The organism is Kaistia nematophila (assembly GCF_026343855.1).
GTDB classification, from domain to species: Bacteria; Pseudomonadota; Alphaproteobacteria; order Rhizobiales; family Kaistiaceae; genus Kaistia; species Kaistia nematophila.
Genome location: NZ_JAPKNK010000001.1, coordinates 640,314 through 661,340, shown reverse-complemented (window position 1 = coordinate 661,340; position 21,027 = coordinate 640,314). Strand labels below are relative to the sequence as shown.

The following is a 21,027-nucleotide window of genomic DNA, read 5'->3' as shown; positions in this document are numbered from 1 at the left end:
CGCCTCATTCGCTGCGACACTTAGGGATGTGTCTGAACGAACGAGACATCGGCGACGACAGCGACTGGAAATAGCCGCGTCGATTAAAATGGTGCGTCGATTAGGCCTGCGTTGATTTCCCTTTGCGCCCAGCCTGGCCCCTCGGATGGAGGTCAGCCGCGTGACGCGCCTCTGGCCAGATCTCGGTCTCGAAGCGCCGACTGCGGACCGGCCAGCCGACAAGCTCAGCCGCGGCCGCTTTCGACATGCCCGGATCTTGGCGCAGTGCCCGAGCGAGAACCCGGATCGCTTCTTTGGTCTTGAGCTGATCCTGGGCACTGGCTGCGTTCAGGACGGAGGGATAGGTGACCTTCAAAAATCGCAGGAATGAGACTCGCTCTACGACGACGTCGCGATAGGACACATAGCGGCCCTCTGCCGATGCCTCGTCATAGTCAGGCTCTGAGGCCTCTGGCCCGATGGCAGAGATGCAGCTGTCCTCGTCAAAATCCCGATCCACGCTGAAATAGGCGGCCAGAATGTCCTGTGGCAGGGATCCGAATGTGCTCGGTTCCAAGGTCCACGGTCCATCGACGGGGATTCCCATGAAGCGCACATCGCCGGATCGGGCTGCCATATTCAGCTTGCTGTAGAACCCCGTCTGTCTTCGGGCGATCTCAGCCCTCCAGAACGGAGCGATGGCATCGGGATCGTGTCGGCGAGGGGAAGGCGCAAGCGCCAGATCCGCCTGCCTATCTACCGGCTGCTCTGCCAGCCACTTCCGGTGACGTTCCAGGCGCGCAATGTACTTTTGTTCGAGTTCGGCGCTCCTGGTAGGATCAGGCTCCGAGTTGTCCTCGATATCGAACAGAATCGCGCCAGGCCTAGCGACGTTGACGCATCGCGGCCCGAGAACCCGTCCATGCTCCGTGTCTAGGAGCCATGTGCCTTGCGCAATGGAAAGCATCCCGTCCTCGATGGCAGAGGACGGAATGGAGCCCTCGTAGCGGATCGAGAGCACGCCGCCATATAGCGCCAAGTTTAGCGCGTCGGACAGTTTTACGAATTCGGCCCGCGGCAAGTCGCTGAGTGTGAATTCGAATCGGTGTTCGGATACTTCCTGCATGCCAGCCTCCCCTATCGGAAGCCTAGCTGAAGTCTGGCCGCAGCTCACTAGCTAGCACTATGCTCGAGCCTCGGAGGCAGCCATGCTATCCCGTGCCAGCCCGTCATTTGCGCCGGAATCCGTCAGACACCAGCGGGCAGGCCACAGGACAAGTAACTACCTGCGATTTCCGTACGACTTTCGTACGAAACGCGGCCAAGACATCTAAGCCCTTGAAAAAATTGGCGCACCCGAAGGGATTCGAACCCCTGGCCTCTGCCTTCGGAGGGCAGCGCTCTATCCAGCTGAGCTACGGGTGCATGCCGGAGGCGGCCAAGGCCGCGTGCCGGTCTTCTTAAACGAAGGACCGCCATGCAGCAATGGCGAAAGCCCGCCTTTCACCGAAGAGTTCGTCGCGCCCCGAACCCGCCTCCCTGCCGCGCCGCATGGGGCGGATTCCGAAGACGGTGCAAGCGGGCGCGACAGCCGGGCGGACTGTGCGCCCGGCCGGGAGCGGTGGCGGTGTCCGGCGGCCAGGGCCGGCTGCGCCAGCGGGCGGGCGCGGCGCGGCGGCCGAGCCGCATCGGCGAGATGGGCAGCCGTGGCCGACAGGGAGCCGCGGCGGTGTCAGGCGGCCAGGGCCGGCTGCGCCAGCGGGCGGGCGCGGCGCGGCGGGCGGGCGGCGTCGGCGAGATGGGCGACGAACCAGAGCAGCAGCAACCCGCCGCCGAGGAAGCCGATATCGAACCAGGCGCTGCTGCGCACCGTGCTGACCAGCACCTGGCCGAGCGCCGAGAGCACCGAGAGCAGCGCGAAGATCAGGAGGCCGTGCCGGCCGATCGTCGCCAGCGGCGCGAACACCGGCAGACGGCGGCAGAGCGCGCTCAGCCTCAGCGCATAGACGAGATAGGCGAGCGCCAGGAAATGGCTGAGCCGGGTCAGGCCGAGCATCGACTTGTCGGTATCGAGATGGCCGTTGGCGGCGATCCAGCTGCGGGTCGCCTCCGGCGCATAGGGCGACATCAGGAAGCCGATCGCGACGACGATGGCGGCGAGCGCCACCATCGGCCGCGTCACCGGGATCTCGCCGCGCTCCTTCAGCGCCAGCCCGGCGGCGAGGCCGATCGCCATGACGAATTGCCAGGCGAGCGGGTTCAGGAACCAGCCGCCCTGGGCCGGCCAGTTCGGCAGGTTCCAGCCGGTATAGCGGGTGACGGCATAGAGGAGCGCCGAGACGGCCAGCATCAGCGCGACGTCGATGCGGGCCAGCCAGAGCAGCACCGGCACCGCCACGATCAGCGCCATGTAGAGCGGCAGGATGTTGAAATAGCCGAGCTGGTGGCCGAGCGAGACGATGCCGATCAGACAGGTCCAGGCGTCCTTCACATAGAGCGAGCGGCCATGCGACATCAGAAGCTCCGGCTGGCGCCAGTAGAGCGCGCCGGCGGAGAAGATGGCGATCGCGGCGAAGGAGAGCGCGACATGCACGCCATAGAGCTTCAGCACGCGGCGCAGCATGGCGACCATGACGCCGACCCGCTCGCCCGGGCGGAAGCGGTGGCCATAGGCGAGCGCCAGCGAGACGCCGGAGAGGAAGACGAACGCCTCGGCCGAATCCGAGACGCCGAAATTCCGATGCGTGATCGCCTCGAGGATATTGCCGGGCACATGGTTGATCAGGATGGTGCAGAGCACGAGGCCGCGCCAGAAATCGATGCCGTCGAGGCGGGCGCTCGCCTGGGCGCGGCTCTCCGCCCGGAGGGCGCGCCGGTCGCGGCTCAACGCGGCGCGCGTCCATTCGCTGAGGCCGACGACGCTGGCGCAGACCAGCGCATAGAGCACCAGCGGCGGCACCTGCTGCGGCGACAGGCGGAAGGTGTAGATCGGCTCGATCCAGAAGAAGACGGCGATCACCGCCGTCAGCACGGTGGCGAGGATGGCGGGGCCGCGGCCGAACAGGGCGGCGCCGAGCACGACGGCCGGCGCGAACAGGAAGAAGGAGAAGCTGTGCCACGGCCAATGCAGGCGCAGCGCGAAGCAGGGCAGCACGAAGAGGAGCGTCAGCGCGTATTGCGCAGGCGTCGTAAAACGCTGCCCGAATGGAGCAATCACAGCTGTCCTCCCGGCCGTCGACCAGCCTTCAATCGGCGGCAGCCCAAAGGATGCCTGACAATCGATCTAAACCACGGATCGGACGGCTTTGAAACGGCAATAGCCAGCGTTCCCGCCATTTCGATACGATCTTTCGACATTCCCCGGCCCCGCCCCCGCGGTGCGCCGCCTTATGACCCCGGCGACGGCCGGAGCTAAGCGAGGGGAGATGGCAAAATTGCGCCGGCTGCGCAAACACGGACCGGAAAGCCGGGTCTTTCGCGCGGCGCCTTCGCGCCCTGCCGGCGCGATCATCCGGCAGGCCCCGCGGCAGAACTCCGCCGGCAAGGCGACATCGGCGGGCTAGTCGGCGACGCGCGCGAGCGTGCCGAGATGGTTGTCGTCGAGGAACTCGATCGTCACCGACTCGGCCCTTCCGTCGGGACCGATCGCGAAGCGGACGGCGCTGGGCGTGTCCGGCATTTCCGCCGTCGGATAGACGAGGAAGCAGTCGCGGTCGAAGTGCGTCAGCCTATAGGACTGCTCGCCCTTCGGCCCGAGCTCCAGCGTCAGAGCCGCGTACTTGTCGCTGATCACGACATCACCGACATAGTCGTTGCGATAGCGCCCGGCATAGGCGGCGAGCGGCAAGGCCGGGCTCGGCGCCGGCTTCGGGGCATAGGTGGCCTTAGCCATGGTGCCCGCCGGACCGAACAGGGCGCCGTACATTCCGTCCCACGCGGCCAGCCAGTCCTGCCGCTGGCGCCCCTCGAACACCCAGTCGAAATAGCTGTCGGCCAACCCTTCCGGCGCGCCGCTTGGAAAGGCGTTGGCGAGGACGACGATGCCGATCGACGATTCCGGATAAAGCTGGACCAGCGTGCGGGCGCCGGCGCTGAAGGCACCGGCATGACCCCAGCTCAGGCCGTGCCGGCCGAATTCGATATTCCAGCCGAGGCCATAGAACGAAGCGTCGCCGGTGACCGGGTTCGTGCCCCGCGCCATCAAGGGCTCGTGCGTCGCGGCGAGCGCCTCGGCGCTGATCAGCCTCTTGCCGCCGATCTGGCCCTTTGCCAGCTCCAGGCGCATCCATTGCGCAAGGTCGCGCGCGCTGGAGCTGACGCCGCCGGCCGGCGCCTGGACGTCGGCGTTGCGCTGCACCCTCGCTTCCCAGCCACTGCCGACATCGACATGCAGCGCCGCGCGATCGGAGCGGGAGATGAAATCGACCGCGCGCGCTGGTCGACGCCATGCCGAGCGGCTTGAACAGCCGCGTCTCGGCGACGTCTTCCCAGGCCTGCCCCGTCGGACGGGCCGCCGCGAGCGCGCCCGCGGTCAGGCCGGCGTTGCTGTAGGAATAGCCGGCGCGAAAGCTCGACGATGGCGGCACGAGACGAAGCCGGTGCATCACGGTCTCGCGGTCGAAGCCGATCGCCTCCAGGTCGTTGCCGGCGCTGCCCGGCAGGCCGCTGCGATGGGCGAAGAGGTCGCGCACCGTCACCTCGGCGCTCGGATAGGGGTCGTGCAGGCGGAAGGCGGGATCGAGATCCGCGATCCTTGATTCCCAGTCGACGACGCCGGCGCTGACCAGGGCCGCGACGACCGTGGCCGAAACCGGCTTGGAGAGCGAGGCGATCTGGAACACGGTGTCCGGGTCGACGGCGCCGACCTTGCCCATCTCGCGCAGGCCGAAACCCTTCAGGAAGACCACCTGGTCGTTATGCACCACCGCGATGGCAAGGCCCGGAACGCTGCGATCGGCAACCAGTTGCTGCGCCATGGCGTCGAGCCTGGGCAGCGCCGCCATCACCTTGTCGCGGTCGACCGGTTCCGCCGGCGCCGAGCCACAGCTCAAACAGAAGGCGGCAGTGACCGCCGCATATCGCCAGGCCATGACCATGCCGCCCCTCCCGCTACGGCAATTAGTTTGCCAGAGCCCCGCCCAAGAACAAGAGGCAAAAGCGGACCCGGCGCCGCCGTGGGCAAGGCCGGCGCCGCCCGGCGCTGCCCGCCAAAAGAACGGTGACGACGGTGGCCCGACTTGGCTATCGTGGCCGCCAACGAAGCGGCCGGCGCATCAAGCCGTCGCGCCCATACGGGGGAACCATCGCGATGACCAGCAAGACCCTGCTCTATGTCGGCGGCTGCAACCGGCCGACGCCCTATTTCGCCTCGGCCCATGGTCGCGGCATCGCGATCTTCGGCTTCGACGGGGCGACGACGACGCCGCTCGGCGTGCAGGGCGGGATCGAGAACCCGACCTTCCTGACGGCCGCGCCCGATGGCGGCACGCTCTATGCGACGAGCGAAGTGCCGGAGTGGAACGAGGGCCTCGTCAGCGCCTACCGGATCGACCCGGAGACCGGTTCGCTGACCTATCTGAACCGCCAGTCGACTCTCGGCAGCATCACCGCGCATTCGAGCCTCGACCGGGCCGCGCGCTTCGTGCTCGTCGCAAACTACATGGGCATGCCCGAGAGCGAGCGACCGAACCAGTCGGTGGTCGTCTTCCCGCGCCGCGCCGATGGCGGCCTCGATCCGGCCACCGCCTCGGCGGCGCATCCGGGCCACGGCCCCGATGCAGGCCGGCAGGACCGCTCGCATGCGCATTGCGTCCAGGCGACGCCGGACAACCGCCACATCGTCGTCAGCGATCTCGGTATCGACCGGCTGGTCAGCTACCGCTTCGACGCCGAAACCGGCGCCATCACCAGGGTCGGCGAGACGGAGCTGCCGCCCGGCTCCGGCCCGCGCCATTTCGCCTTTCATCCGGCAAAGGCCTTCGCCTATGTCGTCAATGAGCTCGCCTCGACCGTCGCCTCGCTTTCCTTCGACGCGGAAAGCGGCGGCTTCACCGTGCTCGATGTCGCGCCGACGCTCGACGACACGACCGGCAATCACTGCTCGGAGATCAAGCTTGGACCGGACGGGCGCTTCCTCTATGTCGCCAATCGCGGTGACGACAGCCTGTCGATCTTCGCGATCGGCGAGGACGGCATCGCCCGGCGGCGCGAGGCGGTGCCCTCGGGCGGCAAGACGCCCCGCCATTTCGCCTTCTCGCCGGACGGGCGCCTCCTCGCCGTCGCCAACCAGGACAGCGACGTCGTTACGCTGTTCGCCGTCGATCCGGCCGATGGCTCGCTGACCCGGCTCGACCGCGACATCGCCGTCGGCACGCCGACCGCGATCTGCTTCGTGACGGTGGGGTAGATCGCGAGGCAGAGAAGCAAGCCGCCGATCGTGGCAGCCGAAACAAGGACGGGATATTGGTCGAACCACATGCCGTGTTATAGCTCTCGCTTCAACGGAGCCGCACGCATGCTCACCTTCCTGCCTTCGCTATCGGTCTTCCTCGCCTATCTGGCCGCTGTCATTGCGCTCACTCTGACGCCGGGGCCGGACATGACGCTGTTTCTCGGCAAGGCGATCGGGCAATCGCGAATGGCGGGCGTCGCCGCCTTCGCCGGTGCCTCGACCGGGCTGGTGGTGCACACGGTGCTGGTCGCGGTCGGCCTCTCGGCGCTGCTCGCCGCCTCGACCACGGCCTTTACCATCCTCAAGGTGGTCGGCGCCGGCTATCTCGTCTATCTCGCCTTCCAGGCGATCCGGCACGGCTCGGCGCTTTCGGTCGGCGGCAAGGGTTCCAGCGATCCGATCGGCAAGGTCTATCTGAAGGGTTTGATGGTCAATCTGCTCAACCCGAAGATCATCGTCTTCTTCGTGACCTTCCTGCCGCAATTCGTGACGCCGACCGACCCGCATGCCGCGGGCAAGCTGCTGTTCCTCGGGCTGATGTTCGTCGTCGTCGCCACACCGATCAGCATCGCGATGATCTGGTCGGCCGGCTCGCTCGCCTCGTTCCTGAAGCGCTCGCCGCGCGCGACCCGCGCCGTCGACTGGCTGTTCGCCAGCGTGATGGGCGCCTTCGCCGTTCGTCTTATTCTGGCTCAGGGGAAGTAGGCGGAGCCGGCGGGCCGGAGACCGCACGCTCCGGGACGGCACGGACGATCGTTCCCGAACCGTGGCCGGCGACGACCCAATAGGCGAAGCCGGCGACCAGTCCGGCGGCCAGCGGCGGCAGGACGGCAAATTCGGTGCTGTTCGCCGAAAGGAAGATCCCGAGCCCGATCGCGCCGCCGAACAGCGACCACAGGATCACCGAGCGCAGCGCGAAGATCTCGGCGATGACGATGCCGACCAGGAACGGCAGAACCGCGAAGCGGGTGATGCCGGCCACAACGACGATCACCGGCTCGATGATCGCCGTGATGTCGCCGCCGGGACCGACCCAGCTGTCCGTCTCGAAGAAACCGAACGAGCCGAGATAGACGACGATGGCCGCGATGATCGCCGCGATCAGCCCGAGCGGGATGACGAACAGGATGCGGAGAAAAGTCAGCATCAGTCTTCGTCGTTGGTGACCATCGCCTCGAGCGCCAGGCGCTCGCGGACGCGCATGCGCTCGCTCTCGCTCTTCAGCTGGCCGCAGGCGGCGAGGATGTCGCGGCCGCGCGGCGTGCGGATCGGCGAGGCATAGCCCGCGCGGTTGACGATGTCGGAGAAGGCCTCGATCGTCTCCCAGTCGGAACACTGGTAGTTGACGCCCGGCCACGGGTTGAACGGGATGAGGTTGATCTTGGCGGGGATGCCGCGCAGCAGGCGGACCAGCTCGCGCGCATCGGCCGCCGTGTCGTTGACGTCCTTCAGCATCACATATTCGAAGGTGATGCGGCGGGCGTTGGAGAGGCCGGGATAGTTGCGGCAGGCGTCGAGCAGTTCGGCGATCGGATATTTCTTGTTGAGCGGCACCAGCATGTCGCGCAGGTCGTCCCGCACGGCGTGCAGCGAGATCGCCAGCATCGAGCCGATCTCCTCGCCGGTGCGCGGGATCATCGGCACCACGCCGGAGGTCGACAGCGTGATGCGGCGCTTCGACAGCGACAGCCCCTCGCCGTCGGAGGCGATCAGCAGCGCCTGCTTGACGTTGTCGAAATTGTAGAGCGGCTCGCCCATGCCCATCATGACGATGTTGGAGACGAGGCGGCCCTCGGACGGGACGGCGGCGCCGACCGGCGTCGTCTTGTCCGGGAAATCACCGAGGCGGTCGCGCGCGACGAGGATCTGGCCGACGATCTCTTCCGCCGTCAGATTGCGCACCATCTTCTGCGTGCCGGTGTGGCAGAACGAGCAGGTGAGCGTGCAGCCGACCTGCGAGGAGACGCAGAGCGTGCCGCGGCCGATCTCGGGGATGTAGACGGTCTCGATCTCGACCGGCCGGCCGGCGCCGCGCGCCGGGAAGCGCAGCAGCCACTTGCGCGTGCCGTCCTGCGAGATCTGCTCGGTGACGATCTCGGGCCGCTTCAGCGTGAAATTGGCCGCGAGCGTGGCGCGCAGGTCCTTCGACACGTTGAGCATGTCGTTGAAGTCGGTGACGCCGCGCGCGTAGATCCAGTTCCAGATCTGCGCCGTGCGCATGCGGATCTGCTTCGGCTCGATGCCGATGCCGGCGAGCCTTTCGCCGATCTCGGGGCGTGACAGGCCGACGAGCGAGGGCGTCTCCGTCAGCGAGAGCGGAGCCTTGAGCGGGGCGGTGGTGGCCACGGCGAGCGGTGCGGTCATGTCGGTATCCGGGTGAGAGGCCGGGCGCGAAACGCGCGCATCAAGGCCATCCATCATTGTTGCCGGCCTCATATCACAATTTCACAGAAATCAGGAATGCTTCAAATGAGCCGCCGCCCTGCGCAGGACAAGGGGCAACGGGCCGCCGGACGGCCGGCCGGGCGAATTCGGGCGCGATGACAGGTTCCCAATTCCCGGGGCTTCGGCTAGGTTTCGCGCCGAGCACCGTCTCATCGAAATTCCTCCGCAGGCCTCGCGGCGACCCGGCACCGTCCGGACCGCGAGCGGCGCTGCGCAATCGAGATGAAACGATGACCGATCCTTCCTCCCCTGCCCCGACCGATCATGGCGTCCGCTTCGGCCGCATGGCGCCCGGCATCACCGTGCGCGACATCGAGCGGGCGCACGCCTTCTATCGCGACGTGCTCGGCTTCAAGAAGACCTTCGAGAACGGCGATCCCGTCGGCTTCATGATCCTGAAGCGCGACGGGGCCGAGTTGCATCTGAACCTGCGGCGTGACCACAAGCCCGGTCTCCACAATGTCGCGCATCTGATGGTCGACGACGTCGACGCGCTGCATGCGCGCTGCCAGGCGCATGGCGTGCGCATCATCAAGGGATTGCGCGACCAGAACTACGGCCTGCGCGCCTTCGTCTTCGCCGATCCCGACGGCAACCGGTTCGACGTCGGCCAGCCGAGCCAATAGCCGCCGGCCATCAACCCTGCGTCGAGGTCAGCGCGTCCCAGCCGCGCATGGCGCTATGCGCCACCGAGAGCAGCGTCTCGCCATCGGCGCCGTCGCGCGCCTCGATCGACATGCCCTTGATGATGGTGCCGAAATAGGCGGCGATGCGGTCGAGATCGAGGCCGGGCGGCAATTCGCCATCGGCGACGCCGCGCTGCAGCCGCGCCCGGATCCGCCGCGCCATGTCCTTGCGCTGGTCGCAGAGGAACTGCTGCGCCGCGTCGGTGTCGGGGCCGCCATTGGTGGCGCCCAGCATGACGAAGCAGCCGGTCGGCTTGTCGGGCCGGGCGCAGGAGCGGGCGCTCGCCGCCAGCATCGCCGCGATCGAATCGCGCGTCGTCAGGTCGCCCTCGAGCATCTGCATGGTGCAGGCGTCGTCGGTCGCGACATAGAGGGCCACCGCCTCGCGAAACAGCTCTTCCTTGGAGCCGAAGGCGGCATAGAGCGACGGCGAATTGATGCCCATCGCCTCGGTCAGCTCCGAGATCGAGGTGCCGGCATAGCCGCGAGCCCAGAACACGTCCATGGCCCGTTCGAGGGCGACGGAGCGATCGAAGCTACGGGGACGTCCGCGTGCATTCATGGCTTGCGTGCAGCCCTTTTCTTTTTGTAACGATCAACAAATAAAGCGCTTGACGCCCGGAATCAAGCCATTATGATTTGTGTATCGACCGACACATAAATACGTGTGTCGGTGATGACCCTGAGCCCGCGACGCCTCTCCCGTCGCGGGCTTCAGCGTCTCCATGGGCCGCGCCCCGCGCCGGCCCCGCCCAACAGATCGAGACCACCATGACCGACGCTTCTCACCAGGCGGCTCCGGGCCGGCACCTCGTGCTCGCCGCCGTTTTCCTCGTCGCGGTCACCATGCCGCTCTCCTTCACCGGTCCGGCGGTCGCCACCCCCGCGATCGGACGCGATCTCGGCGGCGACCTTGCCTTGCTGACCTGGATCGTCAACGGCTTCATGCTCGCCTTCGGCAGCACGATCATGCTCGGCGGCGCGCTGGCCGACCAGTTCGGCCGCAAGCGCATGTTCCGCATCGGCGCCATCAGCTTCACCCTGACCTCGCTCGCCGTGGCGCTGTCGCCGAACGTGCTGATCCTCGACTTCCTGCGCGCGCTGCAGGGGATCGCGGCGGCGATCTCGATCTCGGCCGGATTCGCCGCCGTGGCGCAGGAATATGAAGGCGCCGACCGCACGCGGGCTCTCGGCCTGCTCGGCACCGGCTTCGGCATCGGCCTCGCCTTCGGACCGCTGGTCACCGGCGCGCTGATCGGCTCGTTCGGCTGGCGGGCGCTGTTCGTCGCCACCGCGCTGGCGGGGCTGGTCATCCTCGTCGTCGGCGTGCCGAGAATGCGCGAAACCCGCGATCCCGGCGCCATCGGCATCGATCGCTGGGGCGCCGGCAGCTTCACCGCCATGCTCGTCGCGCTCACCTTCGGCATCATCCTCGGGCCGGAACGCGGCTGGGACGACACGCTGGTGGTGACGCTTTTGACCGGCGCCGCCGTCCTGCTCGTCGCCTTCATCGCCATCGAGAATCTGCAGACGCGGCCGATGCTCGACCTGTCGCTGTTCCGCTATGCCCGCTTCGTCTCGGTGCAGGCGCTGCCGGTCGCGGTCGCCTATTCCTTCATCGTGCCGTTCATCCTTCTGCCGGCCCGCTTCATCCGCATCGAAGGCATGAGCGAGTTGGAAGTCGGCGTGATGCTGCTGCCGCTCAGCCTGCCGATCGCGACGATCCCGTTCGTCGCCGCCAACCTGGCGCGCTGGATCCCGTCCGGCATCCTCGCCGGCCTCGGCCTGCTGGTCGCCGGCGCCGGCGTGCTGCTGCTCGCCTTCGTGCCGGTCGGCGGCGCGCCGACGGCCTTCATCCTGCCGCTCGCCATGATCGGCGTCGGCGCCGCCCTGCCCTGGGGCCTGATGGACGACCTCGCCATCAGCGTCGTGCCGACCGAGCGCGCCGGCATGGCGACCGGCATCTTTGGCACCATGCGGGTGGCGGGCGAAACCGTCGCGGTCGCCGTCGTCGGCGCCCTGATGGCCGCCTTCGTCTTTGGTGGGCTCGGCGAACTGCCGGGCGACGTCGCCCCCCATGTCGCCAGCGCGCTGGCGGGCGGCAGCCTCGACCAGGCAAAGGCGCTCGCGCCCTCGATCGGCCACGACACCGCGATGGCGGCCTATGGCGCGGCGTTCCGCAACACGATGCTGATCTGCGCGGCGATCACCTTCACCGCCGCGCTGGTCACGCTGGTGACGCTGCGCTCGCGCAAGCCGAGAAAGGCCCGCGAGCCGCGAATGCTGGAGATCGGCGCATAGGCGGCGTGCGAAGGTCACCTCTCCCAAGGGGAGAGGTCGACGGCCGCAGGCCGGCGGGTGAGGGGCTGAGCCCTCCCCGCGCGATCGCAGCCCCTCACCCGGAGCTTCGCTCCGACCTCTCCCCCTGGGAGAGGTGAAACGGCGCGGTTGATCGATCCCGCCAAAAAAGAAGCCCCCGGCCGCGGCGCGGCCGGGGGCTTCTTCATTTCAAACGCCCGAGGGCTGCCGGATCAGTCTTCTTCCGGCTCGTCGCCGAGATTGGCGAGATCGGCCAGGTCCTGGTCACCGGGCTCCGCGTCGGCGACGCCGAGGCTCTCGGCCGACAGCCAGAACACCTCGCCCTCGCTCTCCTCGGTATCGAGCCAGAAGAAATCGAGATGCGGGTATTCGGCTTCGAGGATCTCGCGACCGGCGCCGATCTCGCAGAGCAGGCCACCGCCGGGATTGAGATGCGCCGGCACCGCCTCGAGAATTCGCCGGACGATATCGAGGCCATCGAGACCGGACGCGAGCGCCATCTCCGGCTCGTGCCGGTATTCCTCCGGCAACTCTTCCATGGCGATCTCGTCGACATAGGGCGGGTTGGTCAGGATCAGGTCGTAGCGCTTGTCGCCGAGTGGGGCGAACAGGTCGCCTTCATAGAGCTCGATGCGATTGCCGAGATTGTGCTCGGCGACGTTGATCTTAGCGACCTCGAGCGCATCCGGCGACAGGTCGACGGCGTCGATCTCGGCATTCTCGAACACGCCGGCGGCGAGGATCGCGAGCGAGGCCGAGCCGGTGCAGAGATCGAGCACGGTCTCGACCGACGACATGTCCTCGATCAGCGTGAACTCGTCGCCGCCGAAGAATTCGGAATGCAGGAGTTCGCCGATGAAGGAGCGCGGCACGATCACGCGCTCGTCGACATAGAAGGGCACGCCCTGGATATAGGCGCGGTTGAGCAGATAGGGCGTCGGCTTGCGGGTCGTCACCCGCGCCTCGATCAGGTCGGCGAGACGCTGGCGCTCCTCCGGCAGCAGGCGCGCATCGAGGAACGGCTCCAGCGTGTCGATCGGCAGCTTCAGGCCTTCCAGCACCAGATAGGCGGCATCGTCGAACGCGCTCGAGGCGCCATGACCGAAGGCAAGTCCGGCCTGGTTGAAGCGGCTGATCGCGTAGCGGAGGAAATCGCGGATCGTCAGGAACTGATCGGCGGGGCGGCTTGTTTCGGTCACAGCGGGCTCGTGCGTAAGGGACGGTTTCGCCCCGTCCTAGCAGGTCGGGACGCTTCGCGCATCTCTCCGCGCTGCGATCTCGGGTGCCATGGGGACGGCCGGCGCTTCGATCGAGGCATGAAAGCGCGAGGGCCGTCTCGAATCACGCACGATACGCACGACCAGCCCCCTCACCCTGCAGTCTCCCGCAGGCGGGCGAGGGTTCCGGCCGGCGCTCCGCCACGGAGGTGGCGCGATTGCCGAACCACACGAAAGAAAGCCCTCTCCCGCACGCGGGAGAGGTTGGGGCGAGGGTCTTGCACCGCACCCAAACAAGAAGCGCCCGAACTCAGCCGGGCGTCGGTCCCGCCGGCGGCGCCAGCGTGCCGTTCGGGCTCAACTGGTCGACGGTGGGAGGCAGGACCTTGGCGAGGATATCGCTGACCTGGTCCATCGGAATGCCGAGCTGGGTGCCGAGTTTCTGCAGTTCCTCGTTGCCCAGCGCCTCGCGCAACTGGTCGGCACTGATCGGCAGGTTGTTGCCCTGGCCGAGCCAGGAGGCGACCTGCGCCCCGAGGCCGGAACTCTGCAACTGGCTGAGCACGCCTTCGAGACTGCCGAACTGGGTATTGGCGAGCGCGCCGTTCAGAGCCTGGCCAAGGGCGTCCGGCTGGACGCCCTCGCCTTGCTGGCCCTGAAGCGCCGCGAGGACATTGCCGACAAGACCGTCAAAGATTCCCATGATGGTTCTCCTTCCAAGCGGAACGTCGTTCTCTGCCCCCGACCGGAACGAGGCTACATGCCTATGACTACACCAACATTGCAGGGGCTACTGCCCCTTGGCCTTCAGCCGCTTGTTGCAGTCGCTCCAGTATTGCGGCCACTTGGCGCCCTCCGGCAGCTTGCCCGCCGCCTTCTTCGCCTGCCACTCCGCGCCGCAGGCGCGGATGCGGACGACGGCGGCCTGCTGGCCCGGGGTCATCTGCCGCTTGCCGGCAGTGGTCTTGCCGGTGTCGAGCTTGGCGGCGGCGTCGGGATCGGGCAGCGCCATGCCGAGATCCTCGTCCGTCGTCGCCGCCTTCGCCGAGCCCGCCTTGGCGGCAGGCGCAGCGGCGCCGTCCGGATTGGCGGCGGCATAATCCTTGGAACACTGGCTCCAGAACTTCGGCCAGGTCTGGCCGGCGGGAACCTTGTTGGCGGCCTTCAGCTTGGCCCAGTCGTCGCTGCAGGACTGCATGGCGCCCGACTTGCCACCGGCCTTGGCGTCGGCAGCGGCCGGCGCGGCGGGCGTCGTCTTGGCCGTCGTGTTGGCCGTGGTCTTGGCGGCCTTGGTGTCGACGGCGGGCGCGGCAGCGGCTGCATCCGGGTGCGCAGCGGCATAGTCCTTGGAGCACTGGCTCCAGAATTTCGGCCAGGTCTGGCCGTCCGGAACCTTGTTGGCTGCCTTCATCTTGGACCAGTCGTCGCTGCAGGACTGCATGGCGGGCGACGAAGTCGCGGCGGACGCCGGCAGGGCCGACGTCAACAGGCCCAGCGACATGCTTGCGCCGACCAGGATGAGTGCGGATCGCATCTTCATAGTGCCGATCTCCCTTGGATGTCTCAACGACATCACCTTCCAACGAAGCCGCGACGGCGTCGCGCTTTCCCCGCGGGTTGAGGGAACATCCGCGCGTTGCAGGTGTCAATCTCCCGAAACGCGCCGGGCCAAGAATCGTTGGCAGGATCGGCCAAGATCGCAACCGCTATTCACGCGGCCGCGATCTTGATTCTCTTCTACGGCTTATTACCGGCTGATCTTGCTACGGCGCGTTCTTGGCCAGCCAGGCCTTCATGAAGGCGATCTCTTCCTTCTGCGCCTTGATGACGGCTTCGGCCAGCTTCCGCGCTTCCGGGTCCTTGCCGTATTGCAGCTCGACCTCGGCCATGGCGACCGCGCCCTCGTGATGCGGGATCATCGCGCGGAAGAAATCGACGTCGGCATTGCCCGAATATTCGATCGCCATGTCCTGCATCATCGCCTTGTCGGCGGCGCGGAAGGCCTTGGTCGACGGGCTGTCGCCCGGCTGTTCCTTCGCCATGGCGCCATGGTCCATCTGGCCGTGATCCATCTTGGCGTGATCCATCTCGGCATGATCCATGGCTTCCTCGGCCGAAGCCGGCAGAATGGCGAGCGAAAGCGCGGCGGCGGCCGCCAGTTTCAGGATGGTGTTCATGATCGTTCGTCTCTGTATGAAAATGCGGGCATGGGGATGGCCGGCGCGGCCCGCGCGCTTCCGGCCCATGGCTTGACGACGGGGACGATCAGGCGCGAGGCGGCGGCAGGTCGGGACCGATCGACCGCTGCGCCGGCATGGCGTCGGAAAGCGGCCGCAGCCGCGCACCGGTCTCTCCGGCCGCAAGCGCGGGCCCGGCGTCGAGCGCCGGGACGGTAGAGGTGATGGCGATGCAGCAGGCGGGCAGCGACGGCGCGGCGGCGGGAAGCGGATGCGGGGCGCCGGAAACCGCGACGACCGGCATGACATGCGCCATCGCGCCGCCATGCGACGCGTTGCCCGATGGCAGGACCATCGCCGCATGCGGACAATCCGCCTGCCCGGCGTGATCGGCCATGGCCCAGGCCGACCCGGAACCACCCGGAAGCAGCAGGCTGACGACGATCAGGACGAGGGCGGCGAAACGCCGTGCGATAGTCACGCCGTAAAACTGGCCACTCCGGCCGTCGCCGTCAATGTCCCAGATTTCTGTTCACGTCGGCCAGACGGGTGTTCAGCTGTCATTCAGCACTGATAGGCTGCAATGGCGAAGGTTCGAGGGAATGGCATGACGCGGAAGCAGGGACAGATCGATCGGCGGCGACTGATCGGGTTCGGCGCAGCCGGGCTCGGCGCGGGCCTTGCCGCCACCCCGCTCGCCGCGCCCTCGATCGCGCGCGCCGCCGACAGCCTCGTCTGGAAGATGGCGACGGCCTGGCCGAAGGATGCGCCCGGCGTCGGCGAAAGCGCGCAGCGCCTCGCCGACCGCATCGCGACGCTTTCCGACGGCCGCCTCAAGATCCAGGTCTTCGCCGCCGGCGACCTCGTCGCGCCGACACAGGTCTTCGACGCCGTTTCGACCGGCAAGGCCGAGATGGGCCATGGCTCGCCCTATTACTGGGCGGCCAAGGACCCTGCCTTCCACTATTTCTCCGGCGTGCCCTTCGGGCTGACGGCGAGCGAGCACATCGCCTGGCTCGATTTCGGTGGCGGCCAGACGCTCTGGGAGCGCGCCTACGAGCCGTTCGGGGTGTTGCCGCTCTATGTCGGCTCGACCGGGCCGCAGGCCGCCGGCTGGTTCAAGCGCGAGATCCGCACGGCAGAGGATTTCAAGGGGCTCACCATCCGCATCACCGGCCTCGGCGGCGACGTGCTGAAGCGGCTCGGCGCCAGTCCCGTGCTGCTGCCGCAGGGCGACATCGCGGCGGCGCTGCAGACGGGCGCGATCGACGCGGCCGAATGGGTCGGCCCGTGGAACGACCTCGCGCTCAACCTGCCGCGCGCCGCGCCGTTCTGCTACATGCCGGCCTTCCACGAACTGGCGACGGCGATGGAGCTGATGATCGGCAAGGCGGCGTTCGCTGCGCTGCCGGCCGACCTGCAGGCCGTGGTGCGCACCGCCGCCGCGGCGGCCGCGCTGGAGGTCTCGGCCGATTTCACCGCCAACAACATCCTCGCTTTGCCGACGCTGATCGAGCGCGGCACGGTGGTGAAGAGCTTCCCGAACGGGGTGATCGACGCGCTCGCCAAGACTTCGGCCGAGGTCCTGGCCGAGGTCGGCGAGGCGAGCCCGATGGCGCGCGAGGTGCATCCGGCCTTCATCGCCTTCCGCAAGAAGGCGGTCGCCTATGCCGCCGTCGCCGAAGGCGCGGCGCTTGCCATGCGGGCGCGCGCGCTGGCGATCTAGTCCAGCTTCTTCTGCAGGAAGACCAGGTCGAGATAGCGGCCGAACTTGAAGCCGAGCTCGGGCATGCGCGCCGTCTCCACAAAACCCTGCTTCTCGTGCAGGCGGATCGACACCGCGTTGCCGGCCTCGATGCCGGCGACCATCATGTGCTTGCCCTGCGCCCTGGCGGCCTCGACGAGGGCGGCAAGCAACGCCGAGCCGGCGCCCTTGCCGCGCGCCTCGCCCGCGACATAGATCGAGTTCTCGACCGTGAAGCGATAGCCCTGGAAGGCGCGGAAATCGCCGTAGCTGGCATAGCCGAGCACGCGCTCGCCCTCGACCGCGACCAGCACCGGGAAGCCCTGCCCGGTGCGGGTGCGGAACCAGGCGATGCGGTTGTCGAGATCGACGAGATCGTCGTTCCAGATCGCCGCCGTGTTGACCACCGCGTCGTTGTAGATGGCCAGGATGGTGGGGAGGTCGGCCTCGGTGGCCGCGCGGATCGTCGTCATGCTCAAACCTGCTTGTAGAAGAATGTCGCCGCCGCGAGCCGCCCGTCCGGCGTCAGCGAATGGCCGGGCATGACGCCCATCTCCGTCCAGCCGCGCGCCCGGTAGAGCGCCTCGCCGGCCGAGCCGGTCTGGGTGTCGAGATGCGCCAGCGTCCGGCCGGAGGCGCGGACCACGTCTTCCGCCGCCTGCAGCAGCCGGCTGCCGAGGCCGCGGCGGCGGGCGCTCGAATGCACCAGCATCTTGCCGATCTCCGCCCGGTGCGGCCCGTTCGGCTGCGGCGCGAAGGTCACCACCACGGTGCCGACGATGCGCCCGTCGAGCTCGGCGACCAGCAGCACGCGGCTGCCGGCCTCGATCGCCGCCATCTGGCCGCCCCAGAACACCTCGCCCTCGGCCTGCGAAAAGCCGGCGAGGAAATTGACCGAGGCGCCATGCGCCACGGCGTCGACGAGGATGCCGGCGAGCGCCGGGATGGCGGCGCGCGCCGCCGGCCCATCCAGGGACAGGATCGAAACCATCATGGCTCCATCGGTTGGTCTTTCGCCCAAAAACAAGCTTTTGCATCGTTTATGTCAATGATAATCTATCAGAATAGGAAAATTTGAACCGATGCATAAGTAATTTTTATGGATATCGACCAGCTTCGCAGCTTCGACCGGATCGTGCGCGACGGCAGCTTCACCAAGGCGGCCGCCCGGCTCAACGTCACCCAGGCGACGATCTCGATGCGCATCCGCACGCTGGAGAGCCATGTCGGCGGCGCGCTGTTCACCCGCGGCCGCAAGGTCGAGCTGACCGAGCGAGGCGCCACCTTCCTCTCCTATGCCCGGCGCATCCTGGCGACCCTGCTCGAGAGCGAGGACGCCATGCGCAGCGTCGATCGCGGCCGCATCGCCTTCGCCTCGCTCCGCAGCCTGATCGAACCGCTGGCGACGCCCGCCGTCGTCGACTTCATGCACGCCCATCCCCGCGTCGAAGTGCGCTTCGAGGAAGGCCGCCACCGCGACATCGCCGAATGGCTGCATGACCGCAGCCTCGACCTCGCCATCATCGGCTGGCCGAACTTCGATCCGCTGCTCGAGGCGCTGGAGCCGGTCGCGATCCTGCGCGAGAAGGCCGTGCTCGCCGCATCGCCGGCGCTGGCGCGGGAGATCGGGCCGCAGCCGACGCTCGACCGCATCTTCGCCGTCGCGCCGCATTTCCTCTCCTTCTTCTGGTGGCAGGTGACGCCCGACGCGATCGTCAGCCTGCGCCATCGCGCCCGCACCAGCTCGCAGGTGCTGTTCAGCTCCGGCCGCGCCCTGATCGAGCGCGGCGAGGCGATCGGCCACTTGCTCGAGGCCTCGATCACCCACGACCTCGCCGAGGGCCGGCTGATCGACCTGGCGCCGATCGACATGCCCGTGATCTGGCGCGATTCCGCCCTTGTCACCGGCAGTCCGGAGGCGCTCTCGCGCCCGCTCGTGGCCGAACTCGCCGACAGGATCGTCGCCCGCGCCGATGAACTTGGCGTGCTTCATGCCGGCCGGCGTTGAAAAGGCGCGTTTCAGCGCTTTGCGGCCAACATCCTTGATGCTATTGAGCGCGCCATGAGCACCGCGCCGCAAGACAACATCCGCAATTTCTCCATCGTCGCCCATATCGATCATGGCAAGTCGACGCTTGCCGACCGATTGATCCAGGCCACCGGCGGTCTGAGCGACCGCGAGATGAAGGAACAGGTTCTCGACTCGATGGACATCGAGCGCGAGCGCGGCATCACGATCAAGGCGCAGACCGTCCGGCTGGACTACAAGGCGAAGGATGGCAAGAACTACATCCTGAACCTGATGGACACGCCCGGCCACGTCGACTTCGCCTATGAGGTGTCGCGGTCGCTCGCCGCCTGCGAAGGCGCGCTGCTCGTCGTCGACGCCTCGCAGGGCGTCGAGGCGCAGACGCTGGCGAATGTCTACCAGGCGATCGACAACGACCTCGAGATCCTGCCTGTCCTGAACAAGATCGACCTGCCGGCGGCCGAGCCCGACCGCATCAAGGCGCAGATCGAGGAAGTGATCGGCATCGACGCCTCCGAGGCCGTGCTGATCTCGGCCAAGACCGGCATCGGCATCCCCGACGTGCTGGAAGCGATCGTCACCCGCCTGCCGCCGCCCAAGGGCGACGCCGACGCGCCGCTGAAGGCGATGCTGGTCGACAGCTGGTACGATTCCTATCTCGGCGTCATCGTGCTGATCCGCGTCATCGACGGCCACCTGAAGAAGGGCATGCGCATCCGCATGATGGGCGCCGACGCCGTCTACGACGTCGAGCGGGTCGGCTATTTCACGCCGAAGCTGGTGCCGGTCGAAAGCCTCGGCCCGGGCGAGATCGGCTTCCTGACCGCCTCGATCAAGGAAGTCGCGGATACGCGCGTCGGCGATACCATCACCGACGACAAGAAGCCGACCGCCGAGGCGCTGCCGGGCTTCAAGCCGGCACAGCCGGTGGTGTTCTGCGGCCTGTTCCCGGTCGACGCCGCCGATTTCGAGGAGCTGCGCGCCGCGATGGGGCGCCTTCGCCTCAACGACGCGTCGTTCTCGTTCGAGATGGAATCCTCGGCGGCGCTCGGTTTCGGCTTCCGCTGCGGCTTCCTCGGCCTCCTGCATCTGGAGATCATCCAGGAGCGGCTGGAGCGCGAGTTCAATCTCGACCTGATCGCGACGGCCCCCTCGGTCATCTATAAGATCCTGCTGACCGATGGCAGCGAGATGGACCTGCACAATCCGGCCGACATGCCGGATGTGATGAAGATCGAAGAAATTGCGGAGCCGTGGATCCGCGCCACGATCCTGACGCCGGACGAATATCTCGGCGCCATCCTCAAGCTCTGCCAGGAGCGGCGCGGCATCCAGTCCGACCTCTCCTATGTCGGCACCCGCGCCATGGTCACCTACGACCTGCCGCTCAATGAGGTGGTGTTCGACTTCTACGACCGGCTGAAGTCGATCTCGAAGGGCTATGCCTCGTTCGACTATCACCTGACCGACCACCGCCCCGGCGACCTGGTCAAGCTGCAGATCCTCGTCAATGGCGAGCCGGTCGACGCGCTGTCGATGCTGGTGCACCGCACCCAGGCAGAGCGGCGCGGCCGCGCCATGTGCGAGAAGCTGAAGGACCTGATCCCGCAGCACCTGTTCGTCATCCCGATCCAGGCGGCGATCGGCGGCAAGATCATCGCCCGCGAGACGGTCCGCGCCATGCGCAAGGACGTGACGGCGAAGTGCTATGGCGGCGACATCACCCGCAAGCGCAAGCTTCTGGACAAGCAGAAGGAAGGCAAGCGGAAGATGCGCCAGTTCGGCAAGGTCGACATCCCGCAGGAAGCCTTCATCGCCGCGCTCAAGATGGACGATTGAGCCGCGATCCGTTTCTTTCCGCTACACGGCCGTTCCGAGCCATCGGGACGGCCGTTCTGTTTCTGGGGCCGCTCTTCCTTCCGCGACTGGTTCGGTCGTCAACCCAAACTCCGTCGTCATCCCGGGCGAAGACCCGGGATC

General features: G+C 67.4%; 19 protein-coding genes, 1 tRNA gene and 1 pseudogene. 7 read left to right on the top strand and 14 right to left on the bottom strand.

Annotated features, from left to right (window positions below):
* Nucleotides 1–100: 100 nt before the first annotated feature.
* The 4 genes and pseudogenes from OSH07_RS03055 to OSH07_RS03040 form a co-directional block, all read right to left on the bottom strand.
* Complete coding sequence (locus OSH07_RS03055; RefSeq protein WP_266337120.1) at nt 101–1,105, bottom strand: hypothetical protein; 1,005 nt, start codon at nt 1,103–1,105, stop codon at nt 101–103.
* A 222-nt stretch (nt 1,106–1,327) separates the two neighbouring features.
* A tRNA-Arg gene (locus tag OSH07_RS03050) sits at nt 1,328–1,404 on the bottom strand.
* A 307-nt stretch (nt 1,405–1,711) separates the two neighbouring features.
* Complete coding sequence (gene opgC / locus OSH07_RS03045) at nt 1,712–3,196, bottom strand: OpgC domain-containing protein (RefSeq protein WP_266337119.1); 1,485 nt, start codon at nt 3,194–3,196, stop codon at nt 1,712–1,714.
* A gap of 342 nt (nt 3,197–3,538) precedes the next feature.
* Nucleotides 3,539–5,069 (bottom strand): annotated as a pseudogene (locus OSH07_RS03040) (serine hydrolase).
* A 218-nt stretch (nt 5,070–5,287) separates the two neighbouring features.
* On the opposite strand from OSH07_RS03040, the gene OSH07_RS03035 reads away from it, so the two are divergent.
* Both OSH07_RS03035 and OSH07_RS03030 read left to right on the top strand, forming a co-directional pair.
* Entirely contained in the window at nt 5,288–6,385 is a 1,098-nt protein-coding gene (locus OSH07_RS03035; RefSeq protein ID WP_266337118.1) for a lactonase family protein, read from the top strand.
* Nucleotides 6,386–6,493: 108 nt separating this feature from the next.
* Nucleotides 6,494–7,135, top strand: a complete 642-nt coding sequence (locus OSH07_RS03030) for a LysE family translocator (RefSeq protein ID WP_266337117.1) — start codon at nt 6,494–6,496, stop codon at nt 7,133–7,135.
* Here the strand turns inward: OSH07_RS03030 and OSH07_RS03025 are convergent.
* A complete protein-coding gene (locus tag OSH07_RS03025) occupies nt 7,113–7,577 on the bottom strand; it encodes a hypothetical protein (protein WP_266337116.1) in 465 nt (154 codons plus the stop codon). The two genes, OSH07_RS03030 and OSH07_RS03025, sit on opposite strands and share 23 nt — an antisense overlap.
* Entirely contained in the window at nt 7,577–8,794 is a 1,218-nt protein-coding gene (gene rlmN, locus OSH07_RS03020) for a dual-specificity RNA methyltransferase RlmN (protein ID WP_266337115.1), read from the bottom strand. Before rlmN ends, OSH07_RS03025 begins: the two co-directional genes overlap by 1 nt.
* Nucleotides 8,795–9,105: 311 nt before the next feature.
* On the opposite strand from rlmN, the gene OSH07_RS03015 reads away from it, so the two are divergent.
* The gene (locus OSH07_RS03015; RefSeq protein ID WP_266337114.1) at nt 9,106–9,501 is read left to right on the top strand and encodes a VOC family protein; all 396 of its coding nucleotides are present in this window, start codon (nt 9,106–9,108) and stop codon (nt 9,499–9,501) included.
* 10 nt (nt 9,502–9,511) lie between these two features.
* On the opposite strand, the gene OSH07_RS03010 is transcribed toward OSH07_RS03015, so the two are convergent.
* Nucleotides 9,512–10,066 (bottom strand): TetR/AcrR family transcriptional regulator, encoded by a 555-nt coding sequence (locus OSH07_RS03010; protein ID WP_266337113.1) that lies wholly within the window; start codon nt 10,064–10,066, stop codon nt 9,512–9,514.
* Between the two features lie 266 nt (nt 10,067–10,332).
* Here OSH07_RS03010 and OSH07_RS03005 point away from each other — a divergent pair, with 266 nt between their 5' ends.
* Nucleotides 10,333–11,862 (top strand): MFS transporter, encoded by a 1,530-nt coding sequence (locus OSH07_RS03005; RefSeq protein WP_266337112.1) that lies wholly within the window; start codon nt 10,333–10,335, stop codon nt 11,860–11,862.
* Between the two features lie 230 nt (nt 11,863–12,092).
* Here OSH07_RS03005 and prmB read toward each other — a convergent pair whose 3' ends face one another.
* The 5 genes from prmB to OSH07_RS02980 form a co-directional block, all read right to left on the bottom strand.
* A complete protein-coding gene (gene prmB / locus OSH07_RS03000) occupies nt 12,093–13,079 on the bottom strand; it encodes a 50S ribosomal protein L3 N(5)-glutamine methyltransferase (RefSeq protein ID WP_266337111.1) in 987 nt (328 codons plus the stop codon).
* Between the two features lie 328 nt (nt 13,080–13,407).
* Complete coding sequence (locus OSH07_RS02995) at nt 13,408–13,800, bottom strand: YidB family protein (protein WP_266337110.1); 393 nt, start codon at nt 13,798–13,800, stop codon at nt 13,408–13,410.
* 87 nt (nt 13,801–13,887) lie between these two features.
* Entirely contained in the window at nt 13,888–14,637 is a 750-nt protein-coding gene (locus OSH07_RS02990; protein ID WP_266337109.1) for a hypothetical protein, read from the bottom strand.
* 223 nt (nt 14,638–14,860) lie between these two features.
* Entirely contained in the window at nt 14,861–15,274 is a 414-nt protein-coding gene (gene copM / locus OSH07_RS02985) for a CopM family metallochaperone (protein WP_266337108.1), read from the bottom strand.
* Nucleotides 15,275–15,362: 88 nt separating this feature from the next.
* Nucleotides 15,363–15,755: a hypothetical protein gene (locus tag OSH07_RS02980; RefSeq protein WP_266337107.1), complete on the bottom strand. Its 393-nt coding sequence runs from the start codon at nt 15,753–15,755 to the stop codon at nt 15,363–15,365.
* A gap of 126 nt (nt 15,756–15,881) precedes the next feature.
* On the opposite strand from OSH07_RS02980, the gene OSH07_RS02975 reads away from it, so the two are divergent.
* Complete coding sequence (locus OSH07_RS02975) at nt 15,882–17,000, top strand: TRAP transporter substrate-binding protein (protein ID WP_266337106.1); 1,119 nt, start codon at nt 15,882–15,884, stop codon at nt 16,998–17,000.
* Here OSH07_RS02975 and OSH07_RS02970 read toward each other — a convergent pair.
* Both OSH07_RS02970 and OSH07_RS02965 read right to left on the bottom strand, forming a co-directional pair.
* Nucleotides 16,997–17,491, bottom strand: coding sequence for a GNAT family N-acetyltransferase (locus OSH07_RS02970; protein WP_266337105.1), 495 nt, complete (start codon nt 17,489–17,491; stop codon nt 16,997–16,999). The genes OSH07_RS02975 and OSH07_RS02970 overlap by 4 nt on opposite strands.
* Before the next feature lie 2 nt (nt 17,492–17,493).
* Nucleotides 17,494–18,012 (bottom strand): GNAT family N-acetyltransferase, encoded by a 519-nt coding sequence (locus OSH07_RS02965; protein ID WP_420909584.1) that lies wholly within the window; start codon nt 18,010–18,012, stop codon nt 17,494–17,496.
* A gap of 105 nt (nt 18,013–18,117) precedes the next feature.
* On the opposite strand from OSH07_RS02965, the gene OSH07_RS02960 reads away from it, so the two are divergent.
* Complete coding sequence (locus tag OSH07_RS02960; protein ID WP_266337104.1) at nt 18,118–19,026, top strand: LysR family transcriptional regulator; 909 nt, start codon at nt 18,118–18,120, stop codon at nt 19,024–19,026.
* A gap of 54 nt (nt 19,027–19,080) precedes the next feature.
* A complete protein-coding gene (gene lepA, locus OSH07_RS02955; RefSeq protein ID WP_266337103.1) occupies nt 19,081–20,886 on the top strand; it encodes a translation elongation factor 4 in 1,806 nt (601 codons plus the stop codon).
* The last annotated feature ends 141 nt before the right edge of the window (nt 20,887–21,027 follow it).